Origin of the sequence: Herbaspirillum sp. Sphag64 (assembly GCF_014192645.1) — a bacterium.
Lineage (GTDB): Bacteria > Pseudomonadota > Gammaproteobacteria > Burkholderiales > Burkholderiaceae_D > Herbaspirillum.
In genome coordinates this window covers 22,649-47,715 of record NZ_JACHYE010000014.1, presented here as the reverse complement: position 1 = coordinate 47,715, position 25,067 = coordinate 22,649, and the positions used below count along the sequence as shown (strand labels likewise).

General features: G+C 56.2%; 18 protein-coding genes. 5 read left to right on the top strand and 13 right to left on the bottom strand.

Annotated elements, in window-relative coordinates; all coding sequences use genetic code 11:
• Nucleotides 1-35: 35 nt before the first annotated feature.
• The 4 genes from maiA to FHW66_RS17790 are packed head-to-tail and all read right to left on the bottom strand — an operon-like array spanning nucleotide 36 to nucleotide 4,831.
• On the bottom strand, nucleotides 36-689 hold the full coding sequence (maiA, locus tag FHW66_RS17805; protein ID WP_370543485.1) for a maleylacetoacetate isomerase: 654 nt from the start codon (nucleotides 687-689) through the stop codon (nucleotides 36-38).
• Nucleotides 690-734: 45 nt separating this feature from the next.
• Nucleotides 735-2,108: a fumarylacetoacetase gene (fahA, locus tag FHW66_RS17800; RefSeq protein ID WP_183381171.1), complete on the bottom strand. Its 1,374-nt coding sequence runs from the start codon at nucleotides 2,106-2,108 to the stop codon at nucleotides 735-737.
• On the bottom strand, nucleotides 2,105-3,466 hold the full coding sequence (gene hmgA / locus FHW66_RS17795; protein ID WP_183381170.1) for a homogentisate 1,2-dioxygenase: 1,362 nt from the start codon (nucleotides 3,464-3,466) through the stop codon (nucleotides 2,105-2,107). The genes fahA and hmgA overlap by 4 nt, the downstream gene beginning before the upstream one ends.
• A gap of 48 nt (nucleotides 3,467-3,514) precedes the next feature.
• Nucleotides 3,515-4,831 (bottom strand): MFS transporter, encoded by a 1,317-nt coding sequence (locus FHW66_RS17790; protein ID WP_183381169.1) that lies wholly within the window; start codon nucleotides 4,829-4,831, stop codon nucleotides 3,515-3,517.
• A 198-nt stretch (nucleotides 4,832-5,029) separates the two neighbouring features.
• Here FHW66_RS17790 and FHW66_RS17785 point away from each other — a divergent pair, with 198 nt between their 5' ends.
• The 3 genes from FHW66_RS17785 (at nucleotide 5,030) to FHW66_RS17775 (ending at nucleotide 9,686) form a co-directional block, all read left to right on the top strand.
• A complete protein-coding gene (locus FHW66_RS17785; protein ID WP_183381168.1) occupies nucleotides 5,030-5,938 on the top strand; it encodes a LysR substrate-binding domain-containing protein in 909 nt (302 codons plus the stop codon).
• A 34-nt stretch (nucleotides 5,939-5,972) separates the two neighbouring features.
• Entirely contained in the window at nucleotides 5,973-6,830 is an 858-nt protein-coding gene (locus FHW66_RS17780; RefSeq protein WP_183381167.1) for an alpha/beta hydrolase, read from the top strand.
• Nucleotides 6,831-7,061: 231 nt separating this feature from the next.
• Nucleotides 7,062-9,686 carry a PepSY domain-containing protein gene (locus FHW66_RS17775; protein ID WP_183381166.1) on the top strand — a complete coding sequence of 875 codons (2,625 nt, stop codon included), beginning with the start codon at nucleotides 7,062-7,064 and terminating at the stop codon, nucleotides 9,684-9,686.
• A gap of 25 nt (nucleotides 9,687-9,711) precedes the next feature.
• On the opposite strand, the gene FHW66_RS17770 is transcribed toward FHW66_RS17775, so the two are convergent.
• The 5 genes from FHW66_RS17770 to FHW66_RS17750 all read right to left on the bottom strand — a co-directional run bounded on the left by FHW66_RS17770 (nucleotide 9,712) and on the right by FHW66_RS17750 (nucleotide 15,217).
• The gene (locus FHW66_RS17770) at nucleotides 9,712-10,071 is read right to left on the bottom strand and encodes a hypothetical protein (RefSeq protein WP_183381165.1); all 360 of its coding nucleotides are present in this window, start codon (nucleotides 10,069-10,071) and stop codon (nucleotides 9,712-9,714) included.
• Between the two features lie 122 nt (nucleotides 10,072-10,193).
• Nucleotides 10,194-12,398: a bifunctional diguanylate cyclase/phosphodiesterase gene (locus FHW66_RS17765; protein ID WP_255459046.1), complete on the bottom strand. Its 2,205-nt coding sequence runs from the start codon at nucleotides 12,396-12,398 to the stop codon at nucleotides 10,194-10,196.
• Between the two features lie 269 nt (nucleotides 12,399-12,667).
• A complete protein-coding gene (locus FHW66_RS17760; RefSeq protein ID WP_370543483.1) occupies nucleotides 12,668-12,913 on the bottom strand; it encodes a hypothetical protein in 246 nt (81 codons plus the stop codon).
• A gap of 184 nt (nucleotides 12,914-13,097) precedes the next feature.
• Entirely contained in the window at nucleotides 13,098-13,481 is a 384-nt protein-coding gene (locus tag FHW66_RS17755) for a response regulator (protein ID WP_183381163.1), read from the bottom strand.
• Nucleotides 13,482-13,690: 209 nt separating this feature from the next.
• Nucleotides 13,691-15,217: an acetyl-CoA hydrolase/transferase family protein gene (locus tag FHW66_RS17750; protein WP_183381162.1), complete on the bottom strand. Its 1,527-nt coding sequence runs from the start codon at nucleotides 15,215-15,217 to the stop codon at nucleotides 13,691-13,693.
• A gap of 213 nt (nucleotides 15,218-15,430) precedes the next feature.
• Here FHW66_RS17750 and FHW66_RS17745 point away from each other — a divergent pair, with 213 nt between their 5' ends.
• Nucleotides 15,431-16,324: a LysR family transcriptional regulator gene (locus FHW66_RS17745; RefSeq protein ID WP_183381161.1), complete on the top strand. Its 894-nt coding sequence runs from the start codon at nucleotides 15,431-15,433 to the stop codon at nucleotides 16,322-16,324.
• Between the two features lie 127 nt (nucleotides 16,325-16,451).
• Nucleotides 16,452-18,584, top strand: coding sequence for an FUSC family protein (locus FHW66_RS17740; RefSeq protein ID WP_183381160.1), 2,133 nt, complete (start codon nucleotides 16,452-16,454; stop codon nucleotides 18,582-18,584).
• Between the two features lie 7 nt (nucleotides 18,585-18,591).
• Here FHW66_RS17740 and FHW66_RS17735 read toward each other — a convergent pair whose 3' ends face one another.
• From FHW66_RS17735 to FHW66_RS17720, 4 genes are all read right to left on the bottom strand, one after another.
• Complete coding sequence (locus FHW66_RS17735) at nucleotides 18,592-19,521, bottom strand: HDOD domain-containing protein (RefSeq protein ID WP_183381159.1); 930 nt, start codon at nucleotides 19,519-19,521, stop codon at nucleotides 18,592-18,594.
• 182 nt (nucleotides 19,522-19,703) lie between these two features.
• Nucleotides 19,704-20,678 carry a DMT family transporter gene (locus FHW66_RS17730; RefSeq protein WP_183381158.1) on the bottom strand — a complete coding sequence of 325 codons (975 nt, stop codon included), beginning with the start codon at nucleotides 20,676-20,678 and terminating at the stop codon, nucleotides 19,704-19,706.
• A gap of 81 nt (nucleotides 20,679-20,759) precedes the next feature.
• A complete protein-coding gene (locus FHW66_RS17725) occupies nucleotides 20,760-23,870 on the bottom strand; it encodes an EAL domain-containing protein (RefSeq protein WP_183381157.1) in 3,111 nt (1,036 codons plus the stop codon).
• On the bottom strand, nucleotides 23,867-24,841 hold the full coding sequence (locus FHW66_RS17720) for an ABC transporter substrate-binding protein (protein WP_183381156.1): 975 nt from the start codon (nucleotides 24,839-24,841) through the stop codon (nucleotides 23,867-23,869). The genes FHW66_RS17725 and FHW66_RS17720 overlap by 4 nt, the downstream gene beginning before the upstream one ends.
• Nucleotides 24,842-25,067: the final 226 nt, after the last annotated feature.

Sequence of the window (25,067 nt, the reverse complement as noted above, 5' to 3'; positions counted from 1 at the left end):
CACGGCGCCGACGCCCCCCTCGGGGCTTGTCGCTGTCAGGCGGCATCCGGCTGAGCGCCCGGTGCAGCCAGACGGAAAGCGTCCAGCGCTTCACAGGCTTGTTCGATACTCACCAGAGTTGGATAGGGTGTCATATCTACTTCAAAGCGACGCGCATTGAATATTTGCGGAATCAGGCAGCAATCGGCTAATCCCGGCGTATCGCCGACACAAAAGCGGCCGCGCTGCATATCAGCGGTGCCTGCTGCCAGTTGCTGCTCCAGCGCGGCGAATCCGAGCTTGATCCAGTGCGCTATCCAGGCATTCTTTTGCGCTTCCGCGATCTCCAGATCCCTTTTGAGATAGCGCAAGACCCGCAGATTGTTCAGCGGATGGATATCACAGGCGATTTCCAATGCCAGCTGCCGCACCCTGGCGCGTTGCAATGGGTCGGCGGGCAGCAGCGCAGGAGTTGGAAAGCGCTCTTCCAGATATTCCAGAATTGCCAATGACTGAGTCAGGTGATGACCATCCTCCTCCAGTACCGGCACCTGCGATTGTGGATTCAGCGTGCTGAACTCCGGCAAGAACTGTTCTCCGCCCTGATTGAGTAAATGCACCGGCACTGTCTCGTAGGTCAATCCTTTGAGATTGAGTGCAATGCGCACCCGGTACGACGCGGAACTCCGGAAATAGCTGTACAGATGCATGGTCATGGGTTTGGTCTCCTTCAGCTTGGCATTCCAGCCTTTTATTTAAGCCTGAACGTTCCGGGCTGGCAAAATGCTTCCTGCGACTTCACCAAAGCCGATACGCGGCAATCCCGGAGCCTGTGCCCAGCCACGCATGATGATGGTATCGCCATCCTCAAGGAACAAGCGAGTCTCACCGCCAGGCAAATTGATTGACTGCTTGCCGCCCCGCGTCAACTCCAGCAACGAACCGGCAGCCTCTGGTTCAGGGCCGGACTGGGTCCCGGACCCAAGCAGGTCACCGGGACGCAGATTGCAGCCTCCCACGGTGTGATGCGCGACCAGTTGCGAGACGGTCCAATAGGAATCCCGGAAGTTCGACAGCGACAGTGAATGTGGCGCCAGGCCAGCAGCACGCATGGCTGGCGTTTGTATCAGCACCTCAAGCTGGACGTCGAAGGCGCCGCTGGCGCGCAGACTTGGCGAGTCGAGATAGGGCAACGGTTGCGGATCGCCGGCATCACGGCTCCAGGGGGCACGGTAAGGTGCCAGCGCCTCAAGCGTCACGATCCAGGGCGAAATGGTGGAGGCAAAATTCTTTGCCAGGAATGGCCCCAACGGTTGATATTCCCAGGCCTGTACATCACGTGCCGACCAGTCGTTCAACAGGCACAGCCCGAAGACATGGGCTTCAGCCTGCGCGATGCCGACTGCATCACCAAGCGCATTGCCGGTACCGATGAAGACACCGACTTCCAGTTCATAATCGAGCCGCTTGCACGGACCGAATACCGGTACGTCGGCATCAGCAGCTTTGGTCTGGGCGACGGGACGGCGAAATTGCTGGCCGCTCACCGCAATCGAAGAAGCCCGGCCGTGGTAGCCGATTGGTACCCATTTGTAATTCGGCAGCAGTGGATTATCGGGACGGAACAGCTTACCAACCGCAGTGGCGTGGTGGATCGAGGTATAGAAATCAGTGTAGTCGCCAATCTGTGCTGGCAGCGCATATTCTGCTTCGGCCTGGGAGACCAGACAATCCTGCAACTGGGACTGATGCACCGAGTCTTCCCGCAGCAGCAACGACAGCGCCAGACGCAAGGCTGACCAGGCGGCGCTATCGAGCGCCATCAACGGATTCAGACTGGGGCCCGCCGTAGCTGCTTTGATGGCACGATGCGTCGGCTCACCAAAACCACCGAAGGCACCACTGGCAAACGCTTCTTCCAGATCAAGGATCTGGTCACCAATAGCAACACCCGCGCGGAACGCTTCTGCACTACCGGCGCGACGAAAAATACCATACGGCAGATTCTGGATCGGGAACGGATGGTTGCTCTGATTGGCCGAGGTGACCCAACTGAGTAATTCAGGGGCGTGGGTCTCGTTGAGCCCGACGGCGACGATGCCGGCGCCGGGATTGCTGGGGTTACTCATACTTGCTCCGGGTTGAAATGTTTCTTGATGTCCATCCAGCACTGATAGTAATTCTTTTGCAGTGTCGGTGACGACAAGGCAAAACGGGTCGGTTTGATGACATCACGGGTTTCGAACATGAAGGCCATGGTGTCCTCGACCTTGTGTGGTTTGCTGGTATCGATCTGGCTGGCCTTCTCGAAGGTTGCCCCATCCGGACCATGACCGATCATGCAATTATGCAGGCTGGCGCCGCCAGGGCGGAAGCCATCGGCCTTGGCGTCATATGCACCATGAATCAGCCCCATGAATTCGCTAGCTACATTGCGATGAAACCACGGTGGACGGAAAGTATTTTCTGCTGCCAGCCAGCGCGGCGGGAAGATCACGAAGTCCAGCGTATCGACACCAGCAACGGCGCTCGGTGATTGCAAGACGAGAAAAATCGATGGATCGGGATGGTCGTAGCTGATCGAACCAATCGTATTGAAATGGCGCAGGTCATATTTGTAAGGCGCATAGTTGCCGTGCCAGGCGACGACGTCCAAGGGAGAATGATCAATCTGGGCCTGCCACAGCTTGCCGCCAAACTTGGTGATCAGGGTGAAGTCGCCTTCGCGGTCTTCGTACCAGGCATGCGGCGTCAGAAAATCACGCGGGTTGGCCAGACCGTTGGAGCCCAATGGTCCCAGATCCGGCAAGCGCAAGAGTGAACCGAAGTTCTCACATACATAGCCCTGCGCATGGCCATCCGGCAGGCGTACCTGAAAGCGCACACCACGGGGAATCACAGCAATTTCCTGCGGTTCGATGTCGATCAGGCCCATTTCTGTGAACAACTGCAAGCGCCCTGCCTGCGGTACGATCAACAATTCACCATCCGACGAATAGAAGTAGGAATCTGTCATCGAGCGATTCGCTGCATACAGATGAATCGCACATCCGCTTTGCGCCTCTGGCGAGCCATTGCCTGCCACAGTCGCCAGACCGGCCACGAAATCGGTCGGCGTGGCAGGTAATGGTTGCGGATCCCAGCGTAACTGGTTTGGCGGCGCCTCCACCTCATTGAAATGCTCGGCAATCAACCCGTTATCGATACGGATAAATGGCTCATGCATGGCGGCGGGACGAATCCGATACAGCCAGCTACGACGATTGTGGCTACGCGGTGCAGTAAAGGCGGTGCCTGAAACCTGCTCCGCATACAGCCCATAGGGAGCGCGCTGCGGGGAGTTTTGGTTGGCGGGCAAAGCACCAGGCAAGGCCTCGGTGGCAAACTCATTGGCAAAACCGGACTGGTAACCAGTTGCCACCGAGGCAACCAAGGCAGCTGTCGTCTTACCGGGTTGCACAACAGCGATATCTGCAAGCGTATTCATGATGCGTCCTTCAACAAACAGAGAGTGACGAAAAGCGGTTTAATTGATTCAGCGTGGACGATAGGCATGCAAACGCACCACGGTCAGCGCCGAGATCACAGCCGGTACAGCTGCCGCCATGAACAGTGCGCTATTGGCCCATTGCAATGCAATCAGCTGGCCACCGATCACCGGCCCCAGTACCGAGCCGATACGGCCGATGCCGAGCGCCCAGCCAATGCCGGTCGAACGCAGTGTCGTGGGATAGTAGGTACCCGCCAGCGCATTGACTGCCGGCTGACCACCGACCACACAAAAACCGGCAACCACCACGCACAGCAACAACAATGCCGGCATCGTCGCAACATGGCCGATCAGCGCAATAAAGACGCAAGCTGTCACGAAGCAGCAACCCAACACTTTGGTAAAACCAAAGCGATTGATGAACCAGCCCAACGTCAAGGTACCGACAATACCGCCGACCTGGAGCGATGTTCCAATCAATACGGCAGTACCGGTGGAGTAGCCTGCATCCTTGATCAGGGTTGGCAGCCAGTTGGAGAGAAAATACAGATTAATCAGATTCATGAAGCTGATCAGCCACAGCAGCATGGTGACGCCAGCACGACCCGCGCGGAACAACTCCGCCACCGGCATACCATCGTTACGCTGCTCCTTGACCACGATATTGCTGTCGCTACTGATCTGCAGACCTGGCTGCAATTTGGACAACCAGCGCGCTACTTGGGCTGCTCCACGCTTGCGCAAGATCAGGAACTGAATCGACTCGGGCAACCAGAGCAGCATGGCCAAACCCAGCGCTGCAGGTACCAGACCACCGACCAGAAATACCGACTGCCAGCCAAAAGCCGGGATCAGCGCGGCACTGACAAAGCCGCCAACCGCTGCACCGACAGTAAAACCACACGACACCAGCATCATGCGCGTCACCCGCGCCCCGGAGGGGCTGAACTCACCGACCAGCGCCATCGCGTTGGGCATGATGCTGCCCAGACCAAGGCCGGTGATAAAGCGCAGCACCAGTAATTGATCGATGCTGGTGACCTGGGTGGTCAGCAACATACAGAGCGCAAAGAAAAAGGTCGAGGCGATCAGCACCGGACGACGGCCGAACTTGTCGCCAACTGGTGTCAGGCTCAGTGAGCCCAGCAACATCCCGAATAAGCCTGCTCCAAACACCGGACCAAGACTGGCCTTGCTGACATGCCAGTCGGCAATGATGGCCGGTGCCACATAACCCATCGCCTGAATATCGAAGCCATCGATAATCAGGCAGGCGCCGCATAGCAACAGCAAACCGATTTGAAAGGCGCCAAGTCGGCTTTGCTCCACGATCTGATCGACATTAATGGTGTCGGATGTCATTTGTCTTCCTCCTGATTGAGTCTGGGGCGCACAGGTCCGGATTGCCGGCTATGCCTATTGATGCGGCACCGCAGCAAGGATCAGGATGCGATCGCAGATTTTTTTATTGATCGTCACTGTAGTGCAATGCTTGATTTTTTACGATATAAATACTGAAATACATATCATTGATTTCATGAATAAAGGTAGAAGCACAGCATGATTGAACCACATGACATTGATCTGAATTTGCTGGTGGTATTTCAGGAAGTGTTCCAGGAGCGCCAGATTTCTGCCGTGGCACGTCGTCTCAAGCTGTCACAGCCTGCGGTCAGCAATGCACTGGCACGCCTGCGCCGGACCTTCGATGATGAATTGTTTGTGCGCACCTCACAGGGTATGCAACCGACACCATTGGCCTCGCAACTGGCCGAGCCGGTGGCTGCCGCGCTGGCCCATGTGTCGCAGGCATTAAACCGGCAGGAAGCCTTTACGGCGGCCAATAGCGAACGACATTTCACGATTGCCATGACCGATGTCGGCGAGGTGTATTTCATGCCAGGCCTGATTGAGAAATGCCGCCGACTGGCACCCGGCATACAGATCAGCACGGTACGTGCCGGTAATATCGATATCAAGGCAGATATGGAGTCTGGCCGGGTTGATCTGGCTATCGGGGCCTTTGACAATGTCTCTGGCGCGCTATATCAGCGACGGCTGTTCCGGCAAAACTACGTGAGCATGTTCCGGCGCGGCCATGCCTTGTCGGGCAAGAAGGTAACCGGCAAGGACTTTCTGGCGGCGCAACATCTGGTCGTATCTTCCCGCGAGAGCCCGTATGACCGCATCAATCAGTTGCTCGAAAAGGCCGGCATACGAACCAGTTCTCAATTCAGCGTCCCGCATTTTACGGCGGTACCCTATATCGTCAGCACCACGGATCTGGTAGTCACCGTGCCGCAAAAGCTGGCCGATAGCGCGGCCGCGCCATTCAATCTAGAATACATCCGCCCGCCATTACGTTTGCCGTCGCTACAGACCAATATATTCTGGCACCGGCGCTTCAATCAGGATCAGGGCAATCAGTGGTTACGCGGCTTCATTTCTGAACATTTCGCCGAACAATGAGAAACGTTGGCGAAAACATACGGAGGCAGTGGAGATGACACAGTACCTGCACTACGATCGCGATCAGCTAGACCGTCAATACAATGTACGCGCCGCCATCCCTAAAGTGCAAGACGTCTTTGAACGCTGGCGCAACCACGCCGAGCTGTATTGCGCAGAGCATCCTGCGCGCCTGAATCTGCGTTACGGCAGCCATCGCCTGCAAACGCTCGATTATTTTCCGGCGGAGAAAAGTGGCGCTGCGCTGCTGGTTTTTATTCATGGCGGCTACTGGCGCTCGCTGGACAAGAGTGACTTCAGCCATCTTGCCGGTCCATTGCGCCAGGCCGGTATCGCTACAGCGATAGTCAATTATCGGCTAGCCCCCGAAGTGGATATGGCCGCCATCGTTGCCGATGTGCGTGCGTCATTTACCTGGCTGGTACAGGAGGCATCCAGACTTGAATTTGATGCTGGCAACATCGTTGTGGCTGGTCATTCAGCAGGCGGTCAACTCGCGGCATTACTGGCGAATACCGACTGGCGCGAGACCAATGTGCCGGAGGATGCCATCAAGGGTCTATGCGGCCTCAGCGGCGTCTACGATCTGGAGCCGATCCGACTCTGCTATCTCAACGATGCGCTTCATCTGGATAGTGCACAAGCCGCACAGTTCAGCCCGCTGCAACATCTGCCCCACACCAAGATACCAGTGTTGCTTAGTGCCGGCCAAGGCGAGTCGACAGAGTTTCACCGTCAACTGGCGGCCTATGCGCGACGTTTGCTAACTGAAGGCTATCCAGTGCGCCCGATTGCGCTGGGCAATGGCCACCATCTCGATATCATCGACCAGCTGGCAGACGCCAACAGCACCTTGACCCAATCGCTGATTGCAATGATCAAGGGACAATAAGACAACAAAGCAGGAGCAGTTTGCTCCAGCCTCAGTGCGCTTCGGGCAAGTCCTGAGGCACATTCTTGCCTGCCCCAAGGGCACTGTACGTGACCATCTTTCAGGCTACAAAGCAGATACAAATTAAACTTAATAATAACGATTCTCATTAGCATTATAATTTATAATGCATCGCTTCCGACTTTGACTTCTTCACGCCGCAAGGTGCCCCACGCCACGGCGATCCACAACATGTTCAAAAAAATCTGGTTCCAGGTGCACTGGTTCATTGGCATTACTGCCGGCACCGTCTTGATGGCGATCGGCGTGTCCGGAGCGATCCTCTCCTTCAGTGATGAGATCATTGACTGGATCAATCCCGGCATCGTCCATGTCACCGTCCAGCAATCCCCCATGCTGACACCTCCGCAACTGTTGGCGCAGCTGCAAGCGACATTACCGGAACGCCGCGTCAGTATGGTCACGGTGTATGCTACACCCGGCGCGTCGGCGCGCATCATGTTTACGCCGCCGCCTGGCGTCCGCCGCGGCGAAATGCGTTACGTTGACCCTTACAACGGTACGCTGCTGGCAGCACCACAGGGCGCTGCCTTCTTTCAGTTTATAGAACGCTTCCATCGCTGGCTGCTGCTGCCGGTCGAAACCGGCAAGATCATCAGCGGCAGTTTGTCGCTTTGCCTCTTGTTGCTGGCGCTGTCGGGGTTGTACCTGCGCTGGCCGCGCCGTATCGGCAATTGGCGCGCCTGGTTCAAGCTCGATTTTGGCTTGTCGGGACGCTCCTTTTTGTGGAATCTGCACTCGGTCGTCGGCACCTGGTTACTGGTGATGTATGTGATTTTCGCTGGTACCGGTGCGTACTGGAGCTTTGACTGGGTCAAGCTCGGTGTTAATACGCTGGCCGGTGAGAGTATGCCCAAGCGCCCGGGTGAAGGTAATGGTCGAAAGCAATCTGCGGGTGAGCGCGGCGATAAGCGCAACAACCCTGCTGAGACTGCACCCGTCCCAGATCTCAACGTAGCGTGGAACAGCTTCGTCACCGCTGCCGGCCCTACCACCATGGTCAATCTGCGCATACCTGACAAAGCCGGTGAACCAGTACAGTTTAACTATCTGACCGATCAGTCGCCGCATGAACGTGCCCGCAATCGTATGAGTATCGCGGTGCAAAACGGCGAGATCAAACAAGTCGAACTATATGCCGACAAGTCGCGCGGCAGCCGTTTCGTCGGCGCTATCTATCCTCTGCATATGGGCAGCTATTTCGGTCTGCCTGGACGTATCATTATGACGTTGGCAGCACTGCTGATGCCCTTGTTTGGCATCACTGGGTGGATGCTGTATCTGGATCGCCGTCGCAAGAAAAAAGCCATTCGCGCGCAACGTGCAAAGCTGTCGCCGTCACGAGTCAACAACCCGGACAATCAAGCATCGGACGTGCTGCTGGCCTATGCCAGCCAGTCTGGCCATGCAGAGCGACTAGCGCTGCAAACTGCTGCCATGCTGCAGCAGACCGGGGTGGCAATCCGCGTACGTTCACTGGCAACGCTGGAGTTGACTGAACTGGCTAGCTTCCGACGTGCGCTGTATATCATCAGTACCTTTGGCGAGGGAGAACCACCTGATCCCGCGCGCCCGCTTGCGGCAAAACTGTCAGCAGCAATCAAGGGTAACAAGGCGTCACCACCAGCGCAGCTGCATGATCAGCAATTTGCCGTGCTGGCATTGGGCGACCGTGGTTATCCATGTTTCTGCGGCTTTGGGCATCAACTGGATAACAGTCTGCGTGAACTCGGTGCAACTCCTCTGTTTCCGCTCATTGAGCTTGACGGTGAGGATCCTGCTGCGCTGGCACAATGGCAACAGGCACTGACTGTCTTCAGTGACGGACGGACATTAACGCCGGTGACTCAGCAACTGGATTCGTCCACCTCATTCATGCCGTGGACGCTTCGCAGCCGTAGTGTGCTCAACCCCGGCAGTTGTGGCCAGCCGCTTTACCATCTGGAACTGGAAGCAGACGCCGGTATTACTCCACACTGGCACTCAGGCGCATTGGCCGAGATTGCGCCGCGCCATCGCCGCGAGCGCGTTAGCAACTGGCTGCTGCAAGCCGGGCTTGATGGCGCGTTACCGGTACATCTCGGTGGTGAGCAGATCTCGCTGGCGGAGGCATTGGCACGCAGTGAACTACCACCGGTATCGCCTTCAGTCGACACGCTGCCGCAAGGCATCGTGGATCAGCTCAAACCATTGGGAACACGACGCTATTCGATTTCCTCGATTGCCTCGGATGGCCGCCTGCATCTCCTGGTACGTCAGGTTCGCCAGGCTGATGGCGTGGAACTGGGAGTAGGCTCAGGCTGGCTGACAACCGGTATCGACATCGGCGATCAAGTCGCGCTGCGTATCGTTGAAAATCCACAATTTTCACTGATAGCCAATCCGGCTCCAGCGATTTTTATCGGCAATGGTTCCGGTATGGCCGGATTGCGCGCCCACTTGCGGGCACGTGCAGCGCAAGGACATCAAAGTAACTGGTTGCTGTTTGGCGAGCGCCAGCGCGCCTGCGATTTCCTGTATCAGAACGAAATTACTGCCTGGCAGAACGATGGCACGCTCAATCGCGTCGATCTGGCATTTTCGCGTGATCAGCCAGAGCGTATTTACGTGCAGGAAAAGCTCCGACACGCTGCAGACCAGTTACAGGCCTGGCTGCACGAGGGTGCCGTGGTCTATGTCTGCGGCAGTTTGCAAGGTATGGCCGCAGGCGTGGACGCTGTGCTGACTGACATCATCGGTGCAACTGGTGTGCAGGAGCTGATTCGTCAGGGCCGTTACCGACGTGATGTTTATTGATGCGTACTGCGGTGGTGAAGACTAATTAGTGGGCGGTGCCCGGCAGGCCGAACTCGGCCTGCGGAAGCGCTGACATCACCGCATCAATCAGGGTTGAGATGGCAAACAATGGCACCGACAGACGTAACTGCATGCGCCGCGCATGATCGAGCGGTGACAGGCGCATCAGATTCACACTGGACCCGCAGCTTTGCATGATGACCTGACGCAGATGCGTGACATCGGCACGATCGACGGTAATGAGCATGGTCTGTTCACGCGTGTCGCTGAGCGACGCGTTTGCATTCGGATGACGCATGACAGCGGCGGAGGATCCCGGCATGATCTGCGGGAACAGACATTGATGTATCAGTGCCGAACATGCTTTCCAAGTGATCTGTTTCATGATGCGCCCGTGACGTTGATTGGGAGAGCTCAGCTTATCCGTGGTGGCATCAAGCTAGTCTAAAAAGATCAGGTGGCGGCATAAAAACTGCATAAACAAAGCAGACGAAGAAGCAACAACAATCAGCTCTCCGCCTGATTCCCGCCAAGATACCAGCGACTCTCGATTTCGCTCGCGGGCAAGGCTTGTGCGTGCAGGTAACCTTGCACGACATCGCAGCCAACCTCCTGCAGGAAGCGTTGCTGCTCTGGCAACTCCACCCCTTCGGCCACTACCCGCAACTGCAGTTTATGCGCAATCGCAATGATCGCCTCAGTCAGCGCGGTGTCGTGACCATCATGGGGAATACCTTGAATGAAACTGCGATCAATCTTGAGCGTATCCAGCGGATATTGCTTGAGACTGGCCAACGACGAATAGCCGGTACCGAAATCATCGACCGAAATACTCACCCCCAGGCGTCGCATGCGTTTAAGCAGCACTGCAGCATCCTGTGGATTCTGCATGATGGCACCCTCGGTGATTTCCAGCTCCAGCATGGTCGAAGGCAAACCACTTTCGGCCAGCGCATCATCGATGGTGCGCAACAGATCCCCGGCAGAAAACTGACGTGGCGACAGATTCACAGCAATCCGGCCGAAGTGATAACCCCGATCCAGCCACATTTTGCCCTGACGACACGCTTCGCGCAGCACCCAGGCACCCAGCGGCACGATCAGACCAGTCTGTTCCGCGAGCGTGATAAACATGCCCGGCGCGACCAGTCCACGGGTGGGATGACGCCAGCGCACCAGGGCCTCGACGCCACAGACCGTGCCATCGTTTGCCGCAAACTGTGGCTGATAGAAGAGCTCAAATTCCTTGCGCTCAACCGCATGGCGCAAACTGTTTTCCAGCAGCATCTGCTCCAGCGCGTGCTGGCTCATTTCCTGATTAAATAACTGGAAGGCATTCTTGCCACCATCCTTGGCACGATACATGGCAATGTCGGCATTTTTCAGGATACTGACAGCGTCATCGCCATGCTCAGGAAAGGCTGCGCTGCCGATGCTGGCGCTGATGAACATCTCATGCCCATCAATCACGAAGGGCTGGGCAATGCTGTTGATGAGTCGCTGTGCCAGCGTCGCGATCATTTCCTGTGGTGGCGAACCATGCAGGACCACCACAAATTCATCCCCGCCAAAACGCGCCAGCACATCGGTAGGTCGCAATTGCTGGCGCAAGCGCTCGGCAGCAGCGACCAGCAACTGATCACCCGCGTGATGCCCGAGCGTGTCATTGACGGTCTTGAAGCGATCCAGATCGATGAAAAACACGCCCAGTCGCTCACCCCGCTCCCGCGCTTGCGCGATCTGCTCCGACAGCGATCGCATGAGACTGCTGCGATTCTGCAGTCCGGTCAGACTATCGTGATCGGCGAGAAAGGCGAGTTTGGTTTCGGCTTCCTTGCGAATGGTGTTGTCGGTAAACACGCCGACGTAGTGTGAGATACCATGCTCAGGGTCACGAATTGCCGAGATCGCCAGCCAGGCCGGATACCAGTTGCCATCCTTGCGCCGGTCCCGCATTTCGCCCTGCCAATGACCATCAGCCGCCAGCCGTTGCAGCATGCCGCGGTTGATCTCGGCCTGCGCTGCCGGTCCGGTGAGCATGCGTGAGCGCTTGCCCATGGCTTCTTCAACACGATAACCGGTGATCCGGGTAAAGGCCGGATTAACTGCCAGAATACGAAATTCCTGATCCGTAATCAGAATGCCTTCACTGGTTGACTCAAACACCCGATCGGCCAGCCGGGATTGCCATTCGGACTGCACCTGACGGTTCACATCAAGCAGCATTTCCACCAGCAAGGTCGCACCTTCCAGACCCGGGCGCCAGTCTTCACAGACGCTACCCTGCACCTGTACCCAGCGCTGGCTGCCGTCCTGACGCTGTAACCGGCAGCTATAGCTCACCTGCTGTTGTTGTTTTAATAAACGTTGATGGTGCTGATGTTCAACCGCCGCCAGATCGTCGGCAGCTATCAGCTCATGTAATGCCATACCCTGCAAGGCATCGCCATGATTGAGCCCAAGCATCTGCGCCATCTTGTCGTTGGCCTGCACGATATGGCCGCTGCCGTCGAGCAGGTAGACACCAATCAGCGATTGTTGCATCAGATAGTCAACGCCACCTCCCGGCTGTGCCGGCAAGCTGACTGGTGGTGGCTGTACACTGGAACGCAGAGTACGCTGCGCAAGCCGTTGCGGCGACAGACGTCGGTAGCGCGACTGTGCGGCGACTGCCACATACGATAGGCGTCTTTGCAATGCTCTCAAAGTCATGTCCATGTCAGGCAGGACCGGTACGCTGCGGCGCCGGTCAGGGGTGAGCGGCTGCGGTGTGCGTCAATACTGCCTGTGTCTCCGTCATCAATGAATTTTCCGGTATCCGGAAATATCCGCGTGGCAATTTATTTATATTGCCTGTCTTCTACCAACACTATTTTTTATGGTGATTTTTATGCAGGCGGTAGAGTAGCATGCCGCCCGGAGAACGGGCGCGGTTTGCGCAAAAAACCCCGCAATTCAAACATTAATCTTGTTGCCTGACATCAAGTTGTACTTGCTGCTACGGGTGCGGGTGGCGCAGCCGCTTCCAGATCTTCCTGGGTCAAGACGATATAGGGCACCAGTTTGCCCTGCGCCAGCTTGCGCTTGACCGCCTCGGCGATGCGCGGCCGATGTTCTGTGTACAGCGCGACGATATTGTTGCTGGTCAGCCCACCCACGGCAATTAGACTCTTGCGCGCCACAAAGCCAGGTAACACGGTGCCATTGCTACGAATAAGGAAGCTCACGCGGTCATCACCGGTGTCCTTTGGGCTCTCAATCAAAAACTGTTTCAACATGCGACAAATTAAACAAGACGGGGACAAAGGAGGATGGCGAGTGCCATCAAGGGGCGGCATCGTAGCACACCGAGGCGGGGGACGGGTTAAGACAGCGCTGCTCCTGATGATGTTTTCGACGAAGCTGCTTTAATCAGCCGGGCGGCTGCAACATGTGCATGATCTGTTGCGGCAGTTTGTCCAGATAGTCTTCGGTCTTGGATAAAATCTCCGTAATGCCTTGCTGCCGGGCCTCATTAGCATGCGCTTCATCCGAAAAGCCGCTGCACATGATCGCTGGAATATCACGTCCCTGCGCGCGCAGTTCAGCATAGAAATCGAGCCCGGTCATATTGCTATCGAGCTGATAATCAATCACCAACAGATCAAAATAACTGTTATCGAGCAAGGCGCGTGCCTGTTCGATACTGAGCGCACCACTGACAGAGAAACCACGGCGCTGCAAGTGACGACACGCCAGCATCAGCAAGCCTTCATCGTCATCAACAACCAGGATGGTCAATGCGTTGCTGGTCATGGAAACCTGACGCTCCTTTCCTGTCTTTTACTGACTTTTATGCAGAGGAAGCGACTTCCTGAAAATGAAACAATATGGCTCTGCCGACTCAGGTCATCCTCTCATAACCAATTTCAAATCGCTAATATTTTCTCGATGCAAATATCGTATGGTCAACAAACAGCAACGCGGCGAAAAATCCTTCCCGGTTTGTTAAATAGAAAAACTAATCAGGCCACTCGCATACGCTTGGTTACGCTGTAGTTGACGTGCCAGGACAAGGCTTCGGCCATGACATGCGGTGTATGGCCACCCTGTGTGCAGGCGCGTGCAAAGTAGTCGCGCAAGGCGGGCCGATAGTCAGGATGGACGCAGTGCTCGATGATCAACGGTGCACGTTCACGCGGGGCCAGTCCGCGCAAATCAGCGAGACCGAATTCGGTCACCAGCACATCAACATCATGCTCGGTATGATCAACATGCGACACCATGGGTACAACGCTCGAGATATCACCATCCTTGGCAGTTGCCTTGGTCACGAAAATGGAAATCTGCGCATTGCGCGCAAAATCCCCCGAGCCGCCGATGCCATTCATCATGTGCGTACCACCAACATGGGTGGAATTGACATTGCCGTAAATATCAAACTCTAGCGCGGTATTGAGTGCAATGATGCCGAGCCGGCGCACCAGCTCCGGATGATTGCTGATCTCTTGCGGACGCAACACCAAGCGTGAACGGTAACGCTCAATGTTACGCAAAAAATGCGCATTCATCGCTTCAGAAAGCGTGATCGAGGAGGCCGACGCAAACGCCAGTTGGCCAGAGTCCAGTAACTCGATGGCGCTATCTTGCAGTACCTCGGAATACATCGTCAGATCGCGGAATGAAGAGTCAATCAAGCCATGCAGGACGGCATTGGCGATGGTGCCGATACCCGCCTGCAATGGCGCCAGATTGGTCGGCAGACGTCCAGCTCGGACTTCGCCTTCGAGAAACGCAATCACATGCGTAGCGATTGCATCGGTTTCGGCATCGGCGGGCAAGATAGTCGAAGGGCTATCCGGCTTGTTGGTGGCGACAATGGCAACGATGCGTCGTGGATCGATCGCAATCGTACTGCTGCCAATCCGCTGATCAGGACGGGTCAGCGCAATGGGCTGACGTGCAGGCCGGACCTCTGGCAAATAGACATCATGCAGTCCGCACAACTCCAGCGGCACGCTGGTATTGAGCTCAATAATGACTTGTCGGGCCTGTTCCACGAAACTGGCAGAGTTACCAACCGACATGGTCGGGATGATGCCCTCTTCGGTAATCGCAGCCGCTTCAATCACGGCGATATCGATGGCAGCAGGGCATTGGGAGCGCAATTGCTCAACCGTCTCCGACAGATGCTGGTCAATAAACATGACTTCACCGGCATTGATTTTTTTACGCAATACGTTATCAACCTGAAATGGCAGACGACGTGCCAGCAAGCCAGCCTGCGCCATCAATGCATCACTGCCATTGCCCAGTGAAGCGCCAGTAATGACGGTGAGCTGAAACGGTTCACCTGTGGTGCCTTTAATGGCTGTTGCACGCTCGGCCAGTGCTTGCGGTAAAGCCTTGGCATCACCAGCGCGAGTAAAACCGCTGAGGCCCACGGTCATGCCATGTCGAAACAGATTCGCAGCCTGCTCGGCGCTCATGACTCTGTCGGCCAGTGCGGGGGGAATACGGCTCAATACTGACTGTTGTGGATGTCGTTCCATGGCTGCTCCTGCTCCTATTCCTGTTTTACGCTCTTCAAGATGAGATCGATTGGCTCTGTGGCTGGCTGGTCAACCCGAGCGGCTGCCAGTTTTTTGAATCAAGTATAGAATCGCAAAATCATGCGAAGTATGATTTAAACAGCGATCATTCATTCCTTTTATTCATACTTCCCACACCCCTTAATACTTACCTTTTCTTCCGGGATGCACTCCATGGATATCCGTGCGCTACGTTACTTCTCTGAAACAGTGCGACTCAACAGCTTTAGCCGTGCCGCCGATTTATTACATGTGACGCAATCAACGGTCAGCAAAATGGTGCGTCAGCTGGAAGACGAGATTGCCTCGCCGTTGTTGATCCGCAATGGGCGCAATCTGGAGCTGACCGATACCGGACGCGTGGTCTATGACCAGGCGCAACAGATTCTGGCCAGCGTACAGCGTCTCAACAGCGAAGTGCATCACACCCGCACCCTGCGTCAGGGCCATCTGGAAATCGGCATTCCCCCCATGATCAATATCCTCTGCACACCGGTACTGAAGACCTTCCGCGAACGCCATCCCGATATCACCTTGACCTTGCATGAAGACACCGGCCCGCAGATAGAACAGCGAGTAGCAACAGGAGCGCTAGAGATCGGGATGACTATCCTGCCGGCTGACCCTGCACTGGAATTGACATTGCAGCCGGTGGCAAGTTATCCGATCTGGGCCGTGGCGCGACGCGGACGTTTCCAGAAGCAGCGTGCGACGCTGCCCTGCAAGGCATTGGCGGAGATGCCCCTCTTGTTGCTAAACAATGAATTCGGCCTCACCCGCAGTGTGCGTAATATGTTCCGCCAATGTGCCATTACGCCGCAGATCGTGGCACAAAGCAGTCAATGGGATTGGCTGGTCGGAATGGCATTGGCGGACATGGGCGTAGCTTTGTTGCCGCAGCCGTTTGTCGGCCGCCTGGCCAGCGACCAGTTGCATGCGGTTCGGCTAGTGGAGCCAGAAGTCCCCTGGCAGGTAGCCTATGCGATGCGCCCGGCTTATCTCTCCCATGCGGCAAAAGCCTGGCTGACATTGAGTGAAGAATTATTCGCAGGCGGTCTTCCATCATGAATTTTACGACTTAATTCACAGCAATTAAGTCATACCAGCACTGCAGGGCAATTTCTATACTGTGGCATTGATCGGTATCGATCGTATTCCAACGTTCCATCTCATCTGCCGCCAGCAGCCCGCCAGCATGCCACCGAGCTCTACCCTTGCTCCCTCCCCCGGTCCTATCCAGGCGCTATTACGCTGGGGTCGTGGCTTGCCATTGCGACATGCTAGTCTGTCCGAGGGCTTACGCGCAGCCTGTGGTGCCGGCACCATGCTGCTGTTGGGCGAATTACTGCACAACCCCTTGTTTTCTTGGGCGGCGGTGGGTGCCTTCCTGACTTGCCTGGCCGATAGTGCGGGCTCCAATCGCGCCCGACTGGTATCGATGGGTGGCTTTGCACTGGCCTCGACGCTCGCTGGGTTATTTGCGGCAAGCCTTGCTGGTGACGGTCATCTGGCGGGCTTGCTGGCCATCATGCTGTGTGCAGGCATTGCCGGTTTTGCCCGGATCTATGGTGCGGCGACCGGGCTGGTACTGATGCTGGCAGCCGGTGTGTCGGCGATTCTGGCGGATTTTCCCATCGTATGGTGGCCGTGGCAGGACAGCCACATCCTGATTTATTTTGCTGGTTGCGCGTGGGCCACGCTGCTCGGTCTGACGGCATGGCGTATCCATCGTTTCGGCCCGGCGCGCCAGGCCATCGCGCGGGTCTATGCAGCGCTTGCCGAGCTGGCAACACAAGCGGCAAGTTCGCGTGACGAAGCCGCCGCTGTTACGCGTGCTCATGTGCGCAGCGATATTGCCAATGCCCGCACGATCCTGATACGTATCGCTGCACGTGCAGATATTCGCCACGTCTACGAAAATCTGCTGATCAAACTGGCACGCGCTGATGACCTGTTGCATACCATCACGGTGCTGGGTGATCTGCGCTTGGGCCAATATCAGCACGCCACGGCACATCGTCGCATTGCACGGATACTCGATGGCTTCGCGCTCCTGCTGCAGGATATCGCCCGCGCTGTCAGCACCAATACGAATGACAGCAATGTCGAAGATGCCAAAGTAACGCTACGCTTGCGCCAATTGATCGGCCGCCTTCCGACGCTGGCAGCGCAACAATTGACGCTACCTGAACTGCAAATGGATAGCATGGCGCATCAAGCCTTGCTGGCAGAGTGGAAGCGTTCGGTCCATCCTGCGACCGTGACATCCGGATTGATCATAACTGCTCTGGAGCATCTGCGCACCGCCGTCGCACACTTGCAGAGCGGCTCGGCAGAAGTCCGTCATGGCTTGCGCTGCGCCGTTGCCGCTGGCACCACCTACCTTCTGCTCCATCTGCTGAATCTGCCCTTTGGTTATTGGGCCACCATGGCAACTATGCTGGTGATGCAGCCTTCCATTGCCGATAGCTGGACGCGTTGCATGGAGCGTGCGCTGGGCAGTATCGTCGGTGGCGTTCTGGCCGTCCTGTTATGCCTGTTCATTCACACGCCGCTGATGCTGGCCTTGCTGGTGTTCCCGCTAGCGGCGCTGGCAATGGGGTTAAGGCCCGTGAGCTACGGCTTGTATTCCACGTTCCTGACACCGGTCTTTGTGCTGGTCGCTGATGTCGCCAGCACGCCACAACAGCAGTTGAGCAACGCCTTGCTGCGTGCCGGTGACAATGTCATCGGCGTACTGGTGGCGATTGTCGCCAGCTATCTGCTGTGGCCACGACCGCATCAGGTCAATCTGCAGCAGGACGTTTCACAACTGCTTACCCGCCATCTCGATTATGTGCGCAAGGCCTTACAGGTTGCGCAGACCCTGCAACAGGGGCAGCCCTTGTCACCCGCCGTGCGCAGTCAACTGGCGCTACGCCGGCGAGACGCCTGCGTCATGACGACCGAAACCGGGATATTGATGGAACGACTCTCACGTGAGCGCGATCATGATCACAGGCAGTTACACCATGCACGTACCTGCGTGGCACTGTCACGTCGGCTGGCAGCGACGGCAACGCATCTCTGTCTGCCACAAGGCAGCGCGACAGTAGAGTGTGGCAGCAACCACCGTGTGGATCAGGATCAGGATCTGGATGCGTGGCTGGGGCAGATCCGCGTGTTATTTGAGAGCGACATTCGTACTGGCGACATCCACACGCTGCTGCAAAAAAGACCAAGCTGTCATGAACTGGCGCGCGCAGATGTCGTGGAAACGCTGTGCCTGCTGGTGCAGGCGATGCACCAGCACGTCATGCCGGCGGCATTGCCAACATCGCCAACATAAGCAGCGCTTATACGTGATGCAGCAATTGCTGCATCACTTCACGCGCCGGCGGCAAATGCTGGACCCGGATCTTGACCATCGCGCCCCACTCCACCCAGTCACGCGTCACCCGGTCGCACAAGGCAGTGACATGGGCAATCTCGCTATGCAGAGGCTGGCCCGCATCCACCACTGCCTGTAATGCCGGCAAGCGTTCCTGATCAGTGGCAACGCAATACTCAGCAATGGCGCTGGCCATGTGAAGCATCTGCGCCAGTCGCAAAGTACGCGACTCGCCGTCGATCCCGGACTCATCGGGGTAGGAATGATGTAAAACAGCATCACAGAACAACAGCGGGATTTCCCAATCCTGCATCATGGCCGCGGCCAGTTCACGGTGATTGAAACCAAAGCTGGCCTTCTCCGCCGCGGTCAAGGTTTTATCGTCGGGACAAGAGACCAGCAGTTTGGCATAGGTTGCAGTTTTAGTGGCTGCCAGGCCAAGCTGTCCAATATTGGCCAGCAATCCACTGGCAAACATTTCACCCGGTGGCGCTTCGCCGTAATACTGCGCCAGCGCCTGTCCTGCACACGCCATCGCAACCGTGCGTGCCCAGAAGCGCTGGTAGTCGAAACCGGCACAGGACTCCTGTTTGCGTTCTGCTGTCAGGGAAACCGCCAGCGCCAGTTGGCGCACGGTCTGCAAGCCGATCATCAGCAGGATGTCCTTGTTGATCGAGGCGATCGGACGCCCCTTGTTGACACCTGCAGCATTACCGATCTTGATGATGCGTCCACTGAGTAACGCATCGGCCTGAATCTGCACGACCAGATCCGGCAATGAAACATCTTCCTGACGGCACATGCGCATGATGTTCAGTCGCACACCGCTCGGGGATGGCAGGCTATCGTCCTGCTTCAGTACCTGGAAATCGATAGGATCAATAAAGTTTTGCATAATTCCGACAACATCCAGCAAAAAACCTGCTCATCAACGGCCTTGGCGATCACGCTTGCTGATCAGCCCAGTAATAATGAATCATGTTATCAGTTCGCGCTTGCGCCTGACGTCCACCGACAGCGCAAAGCAAGAATATTTCAGCAGACAAACAACACCGGCCATCACGTTGCCCGGAAGCATCACCCCCCGACCACTGTCTTGCGGGTTTCCAGTCCATGCGGATCATGCCCATGATGCAGCGAAGCACACCACAGCACGCCAGCGACCAGGCAGGTAATGGCCAGCAGTTCCAGCCGGCTGGGCAAGCGTTGTTCCCACAGAAATCCGTAGACCAGTGCGAACACTGTTTCAAACACAATCATCTGCCCCATCAAGGTCATTGGCAACAATCGGCTGGCGCGGTTCCAGCAGGCATTACCGACCACCGACGCCAGTACCGCCACGCCAGCGCTGACAGCCCAGAAGCGTGACCATGCCGCAATGCCATGTGCAGCGGCTTGCCAAAAGGCCGGCACAACCAGCAGCAGCGCCAGTGCACCGGTCACAATACCGGTCAGCAGTGACCAGTCGTGGGAAGAAATATCCGGTCGTCGCTCAAGCCAGCGGGTATTGCCAATCGAATAAGTAGACCACGAAAGCAGCGCCGCAAAAGCGCATAACATTCCGCCCACACGCAGCAGTACGTTACCGCCCTGCCCTGCCTTGGCGAGCTCATTGAGTACACCATCAATGCCTACCAGCGCGACACCGGACAAGCTCAGTAACAACGGTGGCAACAGTGCAGAGACTCGAATTGCACCGGCCTCACGTGCGCCCACCATGGTCACGACCAGCGGCAGCAGGCCGATGATCAGCGCGGTCGACGCCCCACCGGCCCATTGCACCGCGGTTGCCAGCAAAACGTAATACAGAATATTGCCGAGCATGCTCAGCCAGACCAGTGCACGCCACTCGGCGCGCTCCATTTGCGGCAAAACCTTGCGCCAGCGTGGCAGCAGCAATAACAACGCGACCACACCGTAGGCCAGATAACGTGAAGCCGCCAGCTGCATCGGGGCAAAGTCACCCAGCACCAGCGGTGCCAGAAATACCAGTCCCCAGAACGCGCCCGCTGCCGCACTGTGGCTTACCCCCTTGACGATCTCTTTACGCATGTTCCATCCGTTTTTTCATCAAGGGCGCAGCATAGTGCAAGCGCGACTATTTGTCTCGGCGCGTGCAGACAAGTGCCAGGATCAATTTGGCAATACCACCGGCGTGCTCGCATGGATGAACTTTTCAAACTCGGTCAACGGCAGCGGGCGACAGAAGTAATAGCCCTGATAGGCATGACATCCTGCATCCGCCAGGAAGCGCCACTGGGCTTCTGTTTCCACACCTTCGGCGATCACCTCAAGACCGAGACTTTGTGCCAGCGCTACGATGGTCTTGGCAATGGCAGCATCATTCGGGTCGATCAGCACATCGCGCACGAAGGATTGATCAATCTTGAGCTGATCAAGCGGCAGCAGCTTGAGGTAAGACAAGGAGGAATACCCGATCCCAAAATCATCCAGCGAGAACTGAACACCTTGCACCTTGAGAGCACGCATTTTCTGGATAATATCTTCGACGTTGTCGACCAGCACACTCTCGGTCAATTCGAGTTTGAGACGGCGTGCATTGGCGCCAGTTCTGGCGATGATGTCGGCTACGGTATCAACAAAATCAGGTTGACGGATTTGCTTGACGCTGACATTGACGGCAATGCTCAGCCCTGCCATCTCAGGTTGATCGGCCCAGCGAGCCAGTTGGGTACAGGCGGTTTCGAGCACCCAGTTTCCAAGAGGCAGAATCAGGCCGGTTTCCTCGGCCAGCGCAATGAATCTGGCCGGCGACACCAGCCCGCGCTGCGGATGCTGCCAGCGTACCAGCACTTCAGCGCCGGACATGCAGCCTTCGGCACCAAGTTGTGCCTGGTAATGCAACACCAGTTGCTGCTCGGCGATGGCAGTACGCAGCCCCGCCTCTATGTCAGCCCGTTCGATCACGGCAATCTGCATTTCCGGATCAAAGAAACGCAATGCATTACGACCACTCTCCTTGGCCCGATACATGGCCAGATCAGCTTGCTTGAGCAATTCATCAATGCTGCTTTCACGCCCCTGAAAAACGGTCGCACCAACGCTGGCGGTGGTACGGTATTCCACGTGATCCAGATGATAGGGAGCATCGAGCACGCTGAGAATTTTTTCACCAATGAGGCGAGTCTGGGTCGCGGCCTCGCCGCTGTACTGATGCAGATCTTCCAGCACTACCACGAATTCGTCACCGCCCACCCGTGCCACCGTGTCATTGGCGCGGACACTCGAATTAAGTCGCAGTGCCACCTGTTTGAGCAGCAGATCGCCCTGGTCGTGACCGAGCGTGTCATTGAGCGTCTTGAAATGATCAAGATCAATGAACAGCAAAGCACTACAGGTCTTGTGACGGTGACTGACCATGATCGCCTGCTTGAGACGATCAAGTAGCAGTGTGCGGTTGGGCAAGCGCGTGAGCGGATCAAAGAAAGCCAATTCCTTGATCCTTTCCTCCGCGATTTTACGTTCGGTAATGTCCTGATGGGTGCTGACGTAATGGGTGACCACGCCATCCTTGTCCTTGACCGCAGAAATTGTCATCCATGCCGGATAGGCACGACCACTCTTGCGCAGGCTCCACAATTCACCCTGCCAGCCACCAGTTCGACGCACGCTTTCCCAGATTGCACGATAAAAGGTCGAGCCATGGCGCTCTGATCGCAATCGACGTGAGCTCTTTCCCACCAGCTCTTCTGCGCTATAGCCACTGATCTGAGTAAAAGCATAATTGACACGCAAGATCTTGCTATGCGGGTCACTCACCATGATGCCCTCAATCGAGTCAAAGGCAACTGCAGTAATGCGCAACTCATCCTCAGCCTGCTTGCGTTCGGTGATATCACGACCACTGGTACGAAACCCGGCAAACTCACCATTGGCGTCCGTGATCGGCCCCCATGACGCCAGCAGCCAGAAGACCGAGCCATTTTTGCGTACACAGCGGAACTCCAGATCACGCCCCTGTCCGCCCTGCAAACCGTTGCTCAGTGCAGTGACAACCTTTGCCAGATCCTCGGGATGGCAAAGTTGCGCCCACAAGTTAGGCATGGTCATACATTCTTCGACGCTATAGCCGGTGTAGCCTGCTACGGAAGGATTGATCCAGCGCGGCTGACCGTCAAGTCCCCACCATATTTCCCAGTTCACGGTACAGTCGGCAATCGCTCTGAACTGTTCCTCGCTAGCACGCAATTCACTGGTCATCTGATGCGCCAGATACAGTGCCCGACGTCGACTCTCAATCAATGCACGCGCAAACAGCGCCAGCAACAAGCTGAGAATGAGGCCACCCGCGGCGGTACGCCACTCTGGGGCACGCCCGAAATAAGGACTGAACTGATCGGTAACCGACATCTCCAGCAACCAGTTGTGCCCGGCCAGTACCAGATACTCGGCGCCTGCCATTCTGACCACGTCAGACTTGCCTGCATCCGAGTCGGAGCGATACATGCGCAACTTCTCGTCAGGCAGCACACCATCATAAATAGCGAAATTGACGCCCTGCGGCCACTCGCCATAGAGGCTTGCCATCACGTCAGACATACGAAATGCAGCATGCACCCAGCCAATCAGACTGCTACGTCGTTGCGCGACCGTGGACTGCGGCTTGCCGTGGGCATAGACCGGCAGATACATCAGAAAACTGGGCTTCTTTTCGGTCTCCAAATCCGCATTGAGCGTGACCATGCCTGTAATGGCTGCCATGCCGGAATCGCGAGCCTTGTCCATTGCATAACGCCGCGCCGGCTCGGAGTAGGGATCATAGCCAAGACTGCGCCGATTGCGCCCCATATCCGGCTCGCGAATGATGATCGGTGCGTACACGCTGCGCTCACCATCCGGATGAATTGCATACTCGGTCAATCCTGCTGCACGCATGGCAGCAATATGAGCACTCTTGCTGGCATTGGTGACGAGCTGATCGACACCAATGGCTTCCACACCAGAGAAGTTGGCATCCAGATTCAGTACTGCAACATAGTCGCGGAAAATATCACGATCAAACTTGCCAGTTGCCACAAACAAGCCTTGCACACCGTGCAGCATTTGCTCATAACTGACAATACGCTGTTCGATCCGGCTGACCGCTTCATGCAGGGAATAATCGAATTCTGAACGCAGCGCCTTGGAGGCCAGCTCATGCTCATGATGCCAGGCCCCCCAGGTTACGCTCAAGCCAACGATCAGGATAAACAATGGCAACAGATGTCGGTAAAAACGATTCATGGTGCCACCTGAAAGTCGACCATTGTGCCGGCCAACGCAGCGGAGAAATACTTCTCAAAGATGCGCTTGACCGTCCCATCCGCACGCATGGCATCCACCAGTGCCCGCCACTTCTCGCGTTCACCTGGCGAAAGTGACTTGTTGGACATGATCAGTCCATGCGATGTGGCAGGATCATTGAATTCGACGATGGTAGTCTGTTCGCGAATATTCTTTGCCTGCAGTGCCGGATAATCAAAAGGCTCCATGATCATGCCCTGGATCCGGTTGCTCAGCAGCGCTGCATAGAGCGGATCAAGACCGCCGGCCAGCACCACCTGATCGCGGGAACTGAGCACATCGACCAGACGGTTGGCAGCGTCACTGTAGCGAAAGCTGCGAATCACGCCGAGCTGAAAACGGGGAATATCTTCGACCTGCGAGACCTGACGGATACCGCTATCTTTACGTACCAGCAGATAATATTTATTGCTGAAATACCAGGCGAAACTGGCATAACGCAAGCGCTCCGGCGTCGCAATTCCTGACAGGCTGAAGTCCAGCGCACCCGACTCGATGAGCTGCCAGATCCGCGCCCGCGACATCAGACTGATGATCACATTGCAACCACTGCGACGACTCAGTTCATCGGCAAAATCACGATCTATGCCGCTATCCGTATCGGCTGAATACAACAGACCATGATCGTGTAATGCCAACGTGTAGGGACGCGAACAATCCGGCCCGGCAGCACGACTCACTGTACTGAAACAGATGGCACTCAACAACCAGACACTACAGAGTTTCAAACCCAACGCTGAGAAACGCCTGAGGAGAAACGGACAAAACGAACGACCATGATGATCGCGACGAAAAAAACGATTGATGCAGCACCAACCCGCCGCTCGGATGGTAATCACTAAAAACCCTGCCTCCAGATAGATACACTGCGACCCGCAACCGCTGGTTGCTGCCAGTCCTGATGTTGCCATGGCATCGCAATAATGCTTGTTATTTTTGATGCTTGTTATTTTGACATTTATTTTTTGTCAGACAAACGTGACTACAGTTGCCGATTCAACATCAGTCTGATAATCGGTTGCAAGGATACCCTCCCAAGCATCACTGGAAGTTGATGTTACCCGAGCGCCAGTCAATTCGCAATCACTGGCAAGCCCAGTCTGGTAGTGGCTTACAGCATGAATAGCAGCTTGGATA